General features: G+C 46.3%; 8 protein-coding genes. 1 reads left to right on the top strand and 7 read right to left on the bottom strand.

Annotation, left to right across the window (positions count from 1 at the left end; all coding sequences use genetic code 11):
- The coding region (locus C3420_RS12690) for an RNA-guided endonuclease InsQ/TnpB family protein (protein ID WP_146048162.1) at positions 1–342 on the top strand (342 nt) is incomplete at its 5' end.
- Between the two features lie 23 nt (positions 343–365).
- Here the strand turns inward: C3420_RS12690 and C3420_RS12685 are convergent.
- The 7 genes from C3420_RS12685 to C3420_RS12655 all read right to left on the bottom strand — a co-directional run bounded on the left by C3420_RS12685 (position 366) and on the right by C3420_RS12655 (position 8950).
- Positions 366–1010, bottom strand: a complete 645-nt coding sequence (locus C3420_RS12685; RefSeq protein ID WP_034592976.1) for a hypothetical protein — start codon at positions 1008–1010, stop codon at positions 366–368.
- Between the two features lie 62 nt (positions 1011–1072).
- Positions 1073–1894 (bottom strand): 4-hydroxy-tetrahydrodipicolinate reductase, encoded by an 822-nt coding sequence (dapB, locus tag C3420_RS12680; protein ID WP_008307000.1) that lies wholly within the window; start codon positions 1892–1894, stop codon positions 1073–1075.
- A 313-nt stretch (positions 1895–2207) separates the two neighbouring features.
- The gene (locus C3420_RS12675) at positions 2208–2681 is read right to left on the bottom strand and encodes a Dps family protein (RefSeq protein WP_004814100.1); all 474 of its coding nucleotides are present in this window, start codon (positions 2679–2681) and stop codon (positions 2208–2210) included.
- Positions 2682–2978: 297 nt separating this feature from the next.
- Positions 2979–4091 carry a molecular chaperone DnaJ gene (dnaJ, locus tag C3420_RS12670; RefSeq protein ID WP_005220414.1) on the bottom strand — a complete coding sequence of 371 codons (1113 nt, stop codon included), beginning with the start codon at positions 4089–4091 and terminating at the stop codon, positions 2979–2981.
- 105 nt (positions 4092–4196) lie between these two features.
- Positions 4197–4574 carry a hypothetical protein gene (locus C3420_RS12665; RefSeq protein ID WP_005220415.1) on the bottom strand — a complete coding sequence of 126 codons (378 nt, stop codon included), beginning with the start codon at positions 4572–4574 and terminating at the stop codon, positions 4197–4199.
- 132 nt (positions 4575–4706) lie between these two features.
- Positions 4707–7844 (bottom strand): efflux RND transporter permease subunit, encoded by a 3138-nt coding sequence (locus C3420_RS12660; protein WP_103800703.1) that lies wholly within the window; start codon positions 7842–7844, stop codon positions 4707–4709.
- Between the two features lie 2 nt (positions 7845–7846).
- A complete protein-coding gene (locus C3420_RS12655; RefSeq protein WP_004814092.1) occupies positions 7847–8950 on the bottom strand; it encodes an efflux RND transporter periplasmic adaptor subunit in 1104 nt (367 codons plus the stop codon).
- Positions 8951–8987: the final 37 nt, after the last annotated feature.

Genomic DNA, 8987 nt, shown 5'->3' with positions numbered 1-8987 from the left:
GCACTAATTGTTGTGGGTGACTTAAGTGCCAGGAAACTAGTCAAAACTAAAATGGCAAAGTCTGTTTTAGATACAGGGTTTTCGGCACTAAAAACATTGCTCAAGTATAAATGCGAGAACGCAGGGGTATTGTTTGAGGAAGTCAATGAAGCCTATACCACCCAAATCTGTTCGTGCTGTGGTGAGATCACCTCAAGTAGTCCGAAAGGTAGGACGGGTCTTGGAATAAGAGAATGGGAGTGCGTAAGTTGCGGTACAGCTCACGATAGAGATAAAAACTCAGCTCTAAACATTCTTGCGCTCGGGCATGAGCGTCTAGCAGTAGGAATCACCCTCCTTTAGGTGGGTGAGGATGTCAAGACTGACTAACGCAGCGCTTCTGGCAATACCGGAACTGTCGAGGATTTATTCAGTTCCAGCTTCATTTTTTGCAACATCTGATAAGGCTGCTGCTGTACAAACATATTTACAAAAGTCAGCGGGATAGAGCCTTCAGGATTGGCATAACCATAAGTAGAGACCTTGACCTTTTTCTCGCCTAAACGGTTAAAAGTCCAATCACCTTCATAATGGGTCAAGCGTACATAATCCGGATTCAGTGGATAGCCCTTTTGAATGGCTTTGTTCTTAATCGTGATCTGGCCATTGGCTTCACGGATCATCTTCCCTTGTACCACTAAGTCCCGGTCTTTCAGCGGAAACGGAAAATCCAGTACCATATACAAGGTAAAATCCCCCTTTTTGTCATCCCGGGAGAGTAGCTTCACATTGCCCATATAAGGCACCCATTTTACTGCATTATCGACATCAATAATCAGGTGTACTGCCTGTTCTATCGGTACATCATAGGTCGTTTCAGCTTTATACAGAAAAACCGGATTATTCTTGTCTTGATAGGTCCAGACCTTGATATTATTTTTATTAATACTGAGTTTGGCATTTGGTACAGATTTAGGCTGTGCTGCGGCGGCAAATGCCACAGCACAGATCATGAGTATGACTTTTTTCATTTCATTGTCGTCTTATTTTAGTTTTAGTTATTCTTATACTTATAAATGATTTTGACGAAAATTTAAACTTGAATATCGTTAAAACCAAGTACATCTTTCATGTCATATTTGCGCGCATCGCGACCAACTACCCAAGCTGCGGCACGTACTGCACCTGAAGCGAAGTTCATGCGGTTAGTGGCTTTATGGGTAATTTCAACGCGTTCACCATCGGCAATAAACATCGCTGTATGTTCACCCACAATATCACCACCACGAATCGTTTGGAAGCCGATACTTTGGCGCTCACGTGGACCTGTATGGCCTTCACGGTGATAGACTGCATCTTTTTTCAGATCACGGCCGAGTGCACCTGCAATTGCCTCACCCCACATCAGTGCTGTACCTGATGGTGCATCCACTTTATGACGATGGTGCGCTTCAATCACTTCAATATCAACGGTATCACCAAATACTTTAGATGCTAGCTCTAGTAGTTTAATTGACACGTTTACACCCACTGAATAGTTGGCAGCGTAGACCACAGGGGTTTCAGTTGCAGACTCATCGAGGTAAGCTTTTTGTTCGTCGTTGAGACCCGTGGTACCAATCACGATGGCCACGCCATTTTCACGGCACACTTTAAGGTGATGTATAGTGGCTGCAGGTGCAGTGAAGTCAATGACCACATCACAGTCTTTCACCACTTCTTCAAGGCTACCCACGACTTTTACACCAACTACACCAATACCTGCCATTTCACCTGCATCTGTACCAATTAAAGTACTTTCTGGGCGTTCAACTGCTGCGCCCAATTGATAGCCGGCTTCTTTCACTGCCTGAATAAGGATGCGTCCCATACGGCCGCCTGCACCTAAAATTCCAATGCGTGGTGTCGCTGACATAACATAGTCCTGATATTGATTCGAAATTGTTCTTACTATAGCAAAACTCGCTCCTAACACTAAGATTGATCGCATAAAAATCAATGAAAAGAATTAAAGAAGATCATGAGCGTTTTTGATATGCAGGAAATGTTTAATTAAATTTTAAAGAGTCGGCTTTCTATAAAATATTGGGCAAGCTGTTTTTCCTGTATACACGATGAGCTCAGGATTAAAAATATAAAAAGCCCATAGGATCACCATGGGCCAGTTGTATGAGAGCAATACCTTGAAAATAGAAAACTAAAAATTCAGCTTTGAATATCTGAAAGATTTACTCTTCTAACAGACTTCTTAACATCCAGGCTGTTTTCTCGTGTACATTCAGACGTTGAGTCAGGATATCTGCAGTTGGCTGGTCATTTGCCTTGTCTACAATGTCAAACATGCTTCTTGCGGTACGGGCAACCGTCTCATGGGCATTGACCAGTAAGCGAATCATTTCCTCCGCTTTAGGAACACCTTCAATTTCCTCAATAGAAGTCAGCTTTGCAAACTGCTGATAGGTTCCTGGCGTCGGAAAGCCCAAAGAACGGATCCGTTCTGCAATAATGTCTAAAGCATTCCACTGTTCGGTATATTGCTGCATAAACATGTTATGTAGAGTATTAAATTGCGGGCCGGTGACATTCCAGTGAAAGTTATGGGTCATTAAATATAAGGTGTAGCTATCGGCAAGTAGTCTGGATAGACCTTCTACAATTTCCGCTCTGTCTTCGGCTGAAATACCAATATTTACTTTTATCATCTCGGTTACCTTAAATTTTAAAAAAATTATGCGTGATCAACTTCTTTATTCTTATAATCAGTTTAGCTACTTCAGCAAATTGCAAAAGATGAGATCAGTATCATTTATGTTAGCTTTGTTGAAATAAAAGAGTAAGTTCAAGCCACAGGAATGTAAGGTATGACAGGAGCTTTACTGAGCAGTAAACTTATACAGAAACCTGAGGAAGATACCAATTTTTTCTCTTTAAAAATCGGTGGACTATAAAGCTAAGATATAAAAAAGGACGCCTGAGCATCCTTTTTTATTTTCATTCAATTAGTCAAACAGACGATCAAAGAATGATTTTTTCTTCGGTGAAGATTGGCTACCTTCCCCATCCATTGATGCTTGCAGCTCTTTCAGCAATTCGCGCTGACGTGAAGTCAGGTTTACTGGTGTTTCAACCACAATACGGCATAACAGGTCACCAGTCATGCTGGTACGAACAGGTTTTACCCCCTTACCACGTAAACGGAATAATTTACCGGTTTGCGTACCTTCCGGGATTTTCAGGCTGACACGGCCATCCAGGGTTGGGATTTCAATCTCTTTACCCAATGCAGCATCAGCAATTGAAACAGGCACATCCATATACAGGTCAGCACCATCACGCTGGAAGATCTCGTGCTCACGCACTACCACTTCTACGTATAGATCGCCTGATTGACCATCACGGATCGCTTCACCCTTACCAGTTAAACGTACGCGGTCGCCATTGTCCACACCAGCGGGAATGGTAACTTCCAGGGTTTGCTTTCGATCAGATACGCCCGAACCATGACATTTATTACATGGATTCTTGATGATCTTGCCTTGACCACGACAGGTGCTACAGGTTTGCTGTACAGAGAAGAAGCCCTGCTGCATACGTACCTGGCCTGCACCATGACAGGTCGGACAAGTTTCCACATCATTCGGATTTTTGGAACCTTTACCATCACAGGCATCACATGGTGCAGGCGCAGTGAAGGTAATGGTTTTCTTGACGCCTTTGACTGCTTCTTCCAGGCTCAGTTCCATGACATAACGTAAGTCAGAACCACGGCGCGCACGTTGTTGCTGACGACTGCCACCAAATGCCCCACCAAAGATGTCACCGAACTGGCTGAAAATATCTTCTGCGCTAAAACCACCGCCGAAGCCGCCACCGCCGCCCATACCACCTTCAAAGGCCTGATGGCCCATGCGGTCGTACATGCTGCGCTTTTCGCTGTCAGACAGTACTTCATAAGCTTCTGAAGCTTCCTTGAACTTTTCTTCAGCTTCTGGATTGTCAGGGTTGCGGTCTGGATGATATTTCATCGCCAACTTACGGTAGGCTTTTTTAATCTCATCATCACTAGCGGTTTTAGCAACACCCAAAACCTCATAATAATCACGTTTAGCCATGTCTGGCGATGCTCCTCACGGAATTTTATTTAATACTTAACTGTGGTCTGAAATTGGGGGTCAAACCAGTTTTTACAAGGGGAAATCTGAAAAAAAATCGAAAGCTTAGAAAACAGCTTTGCTTTGATAGAATTTGGACACGCCCTTGAACCAGGCATTAATCATGAAAATAAACGCAATAAAGCTGAATACGACGCCAGCGACAGTGCAGGCTTTCACCCATAACATGCTGTCCCAAGCATAGAAAAAGAGTGGAATGAACCAGAGGGCTGCAAAAACAGCGAGCATGGTATAAATCACCACATTACGCATAATCCATAGCGCCTGTGCCTGTAGCCAGACTTCTGCATAGTCAACCTGAGCGACTTTGCGTGCTAACCAATAAGAAAAAATTCCAAAAATCACGGTAAAAGAGGCTAAAAACATGAACACATATGCAATGGCTACAGAGCGCCGCATTTGAGTTAAACTTTTTTGATTCATGTCTCTTTCAACCTCGTTGTCCGTTTCTGCAACACTGGAAAAACGGCAACTTCGCATTTTTTAAAATTGTAAAATTATCAGGCACTACTATATTAAAAAATTTAATATTTCGCACCTGATTTTAAGACAGTTTTAGACCGATTGCGAAGTTTTCTTTACCTTAAACCATTGCGCATACAAGGCCGGCAGGAAAAACAGGGTTAACAGTGTCGCCACAATCAGTCCGCCCATGATGGCAACTGCCATTGGGCCGAAGAAAATACTACGTGAAAGTGGAATCATGGCCAGTACAGCAGCCAGGGCAGTCAATACAATTGGACGGCAACGGCGTACCGTGGCATTGATGATGGCATCCCATGGTGATTCCCCAGCCTGAATATCCTGTTCGATCTGATCAATCAGAATCAGGGAATTACGCATGATCATGCCTGAGAGTGCAATCGTACCCAGCATGGCGACGAAACCAAACGGTTTATTAAACAATAACAGAAAGAGTACCACGCCAATGATGCCCAGTGGCGCGGTCAGGAACACAATAAAGGTCCGTGACATACTTCTTAGCTGGATCATCAGCAGGGTCAGAACCACTGCCAGGAACAATGGCATACCAGCATTCACAGATGTCTGACCACGTGCTGATTCCTCTACGGTTCCGCCTACCTCAATCAAGTAGCCACTTGGTAATTGAGCTTTAATGCTCTCCAAGACAGGAGCAAGCTGATTGACCACGGTGGCTGGTTGTAAATTACTACGGATATCCGCACGTACGGTAATCGTCGGCAAACGGTTACGATGCCAGATTAGTCCCTCTTCAAAGCTGTATTCAATATTGGCAATCTGCGCCAAGGGCACAAAGTTACCACGTGCAGTGGGTACCGCCAGACTGCTTAAAGATGCCACATCGACACGTTCAGCCTGCTCACCACGCAGACGGATTTCAATCAGCTCACGTTTTTCCCGGAACTGATCCAGTCCCGCGCCTGCAATGGAGCTGTTCAGGAAATTGGCCAGATCACTACTGCTCACGCCCATCTGACGGGCACGGTCCTGATCAATGTCTAATTTGATCACTTTACTTGGCTCGCCCCAGTCCAGATGCACATTGGTGGTGTTCTGGTTTTCGGCTACCTTGGCAGCGACTTTTTGTGCCCAGCTGCGTACCAGTGCCAAGTCTTCACCCGACACCCGGAATTGAAGTGGATAGCCGACCGGTGGACCATTTTCCAGCAAGGATACACGGGTACGTACTTCAGGTAACAGCAGACGAATCTGCTTGCTTAAAGATTCACGGATTTCATTGCGATCTTCTAGGGAAGAGGCCAGCACCACAAATTGGGCAAAGCTGGTTTGAGGCAATTGCTGATCAAGTGGTAAGTAAAAACGCGGTGAGCCGGTGCCGACGTAAACGACATAATTATCAATACCCTCCTGTTTAGACAGGAAAGCTTCGACTTTTTTCACGGCAGCTTCGGTGGCTTTCAGTGAAGCCCCCTCTTCCAGTTTCAGATCGACCAGAATTTCTGCTCGATTCGATGGTGGAAAGAACTGTTGCGGTACGAATTTAAACATGATGATCGACAGGACAAAAATTCCTACAGTCAACGCAATCACGGTCTTGCGATAAGTGACACAGGTATTTACCCAGCGTCTAAAACCCTGATAGAACCGGGTTTGATAAGGATCATGATGCTCCCCCGCATGATGCACAATCGGCTCTGGTTCAGGCTGCTTGCGCAGACGTGCCCATAAACGCTGATACCAGGGGGCTTTCTGGATCAGATCTCTATTAAAATCCGGCAGGAGTTTATCCCCTAGATAAGGAACGAACAACACTGCAGCGATCCAGGACACCAGCAAGGCAAGGGTCACCACCTGAAAGATGGAACGGGTATATTCCCCGGTACTAGATGCAGCAGTGGCTATCGGCAGGAAGCCAGCTGCCGTAATCAGGGTTCCGGTCAACATCGGAAATGCCGTGGTACGCCAGGCATGCCCGGCAGCTTCCAGCCGGCTATAGCCCTGTTCCATTTTGATCGCCATCATCTCAATGGCAATAATGGCATCATCAACCAGCAGGCCAAGTGCCAGAATCAAGGCACCTAAGGAAATCTTATGCAGACCGACATCAAATAGCTGCATCCCGGCAAAGGTCATCGCCAGTACCAAAGGAATTGAAAAAGCCACCACCAGACCAGGACGGAAACCGAGAGAGAAGAAACTGACCAGAAGCACGATAATTACCGCTTCCGCCAGCACCTTCATAAACTCGTTGATACTGCGTTTTACCGCCACCGGCTGATCCGATACTTTTTGCAGGTCCATCCCCAGAGGCAGGGATTTCTGCAGGCGGGCAAATTCCTGTTCCAGATGTTTACCCAAGGCAATGATGTCCCCACCCTTACGCATCGATACCGCAATACCAATGCCATTTTCCCCCATAAAACGCATACGTGGCTGGGCGGGATCGGTAAAGCCGCGATAGACCTCTGCGACATCGCCGAGCTGGATGGTTTTACCATTCACATAGAGTGGCATCTGCTGTAGCTCTTCTACAGTCTGCAATGCACCGCTGACACGAACCTGAATCCGGTCTGTGTCGGTTTCAAAGAAACCAGCATTGCTCATGGCATTTTGCTGTTGTAACGACTGCTGAATGGCAGTGACTGGAATCCCCAGCTGTGCAGCTTTGGTATTAGAAATCTCAATCCAGATTTTCTGATCTTGCAGGCCAATCAGCTCAACTTTGGCAACATCTTTGACACGCTGCAATTGTAGTTGCAGACGGTCGGCATATTCTTTTAGTGTGGCATAGTCGAAATCTTTGCCTTTCAGCACATAGATATTGCCGAAGGTATCGCCGAATTCATCGTTAAAGAACGGGCCTTGCACGCCTTGTGGCAGTTCATGCCGAATATCATTAATTTTCTTACGGACGTTATACCAGACATCAGGAACTTCTTTGGACCGCAGCGAATCCTTGGCCACAAAGGTCACCAGCGATTCACCTGGACGGGAATAAGCCATGATGCGTTCATATTGTCCCGTGGTCATCAGTTCCTTTTCAATCCGGTCCGTGACCTGCAAGGAAACTTCCTGTGCACTGGCCCCCGGCCAGTAGGTCTGTACCACCATCACCTTAAAGGTAAAAGGCGGATCTTCACTCTGTGACAGTTTGGAATAGGACATGATGCCGACCAGACCGAGCAGAATCATGAAATACAGCACCAGACCCTTATTTTTCAGGGCCCATTCGGAAAGGTTAAAATTCATGTTTAACCTCCAGCCCGAATGGTCACACTACGGTTCTGACGGTCAATCGGCCGGATCTTTTGCTGATCCCGGAGCAGGTGAATGCCTCCAATCACTACATAATCATCTGCTTTGAGGCCACTCAGCACAGGCACAGAATCACGGCCATAAGCACCAATTTGTACCGGGATCTTACGTACAGTAGCGTCCGGCTTAACGATCATCACATAGGCCTGACCATCCGTCGCAGAGACACTGGATAAGGGTACGCTCAGAGCATTGTCCTGAGTTTTGATAAAGAATACACGGGCACTTTGTCCGAGCTGAATTGACTTCTGGCCTTCACGTAATGCTACCCGAACCGTAAAAGTCCGGGACTGATCTGCAGCCGGAGAAATCTCACGCACATAAGCACTGAATTTTTCATCTTTTTTCGACCAGAGGGTAACCCAAGCGGGCTGACCCACTTTAATTTCGCTCACCGCCTGTTCCGGTACCCCAATCACCACTTCACGATCTCCGGAGAGCGCAATTTCAAAGGCTGCCTGCCCTGCCGCCACCACCTGACCGACTTCAATATGACGTGCAGTAATCACGCCATTTTTATTGGCAATTAAGCGGTTATACCCCGTCTGGTTACGGCTGACATCATAATTGGACTGGGCCTGCTTCAGATTCGATCTAGCTGCCTTATATTGATTCTCGACTGCATCATATTGCGAGCGGCTGACCGCATTGGCCGGTAGTAACTGTTTAAAACGGTTCAGTTCATCTTCCGCAATTTTGGCTGCAGACTGGGCACTTTCCAGTTGGGCACGCGCTGCGTTTAACTGCAGTTCCGCATCCTTGACATCTAAGCTTGCCAGTACTTGCCCTACCCGAACCTGATCCCCGACATCGACATAACGCTGGGTGATCTGACCAGCGACCCGAAACGCCAGTGGCGTTTGCTGACGTGCCTGTACATCCCCGGCATAACTTTTCTGTTCTAAATAGGAGGTATTCGGCTGAGTCACCATGACAAAGGGAACTTCCTGTTCTGTTGCCGCATTGTTTTTGCTGCATCCCCCTAAGGTCACACTGCAAGCTATAATCATGCCGGTCAGGACGTACTGAATCGTGCTCATGTTGTCTGCTCTTATCAAATAATGATTTTTCTGGTCG

Source organism: Acinetobacter sp. ACNIH3, from assembly GCF_002918965.1.
Taxonomy (GTDB): domain Bacteria; phylum Pseudomonadota; class Gammaproteobacteria; order Pseudomonadales; family Moraxellaceae; genus Acinetobacter; species Acinetobacter schindleri.
This window is presented reverse-complemented; position numbering and strand designations above follow the sequence as displayed.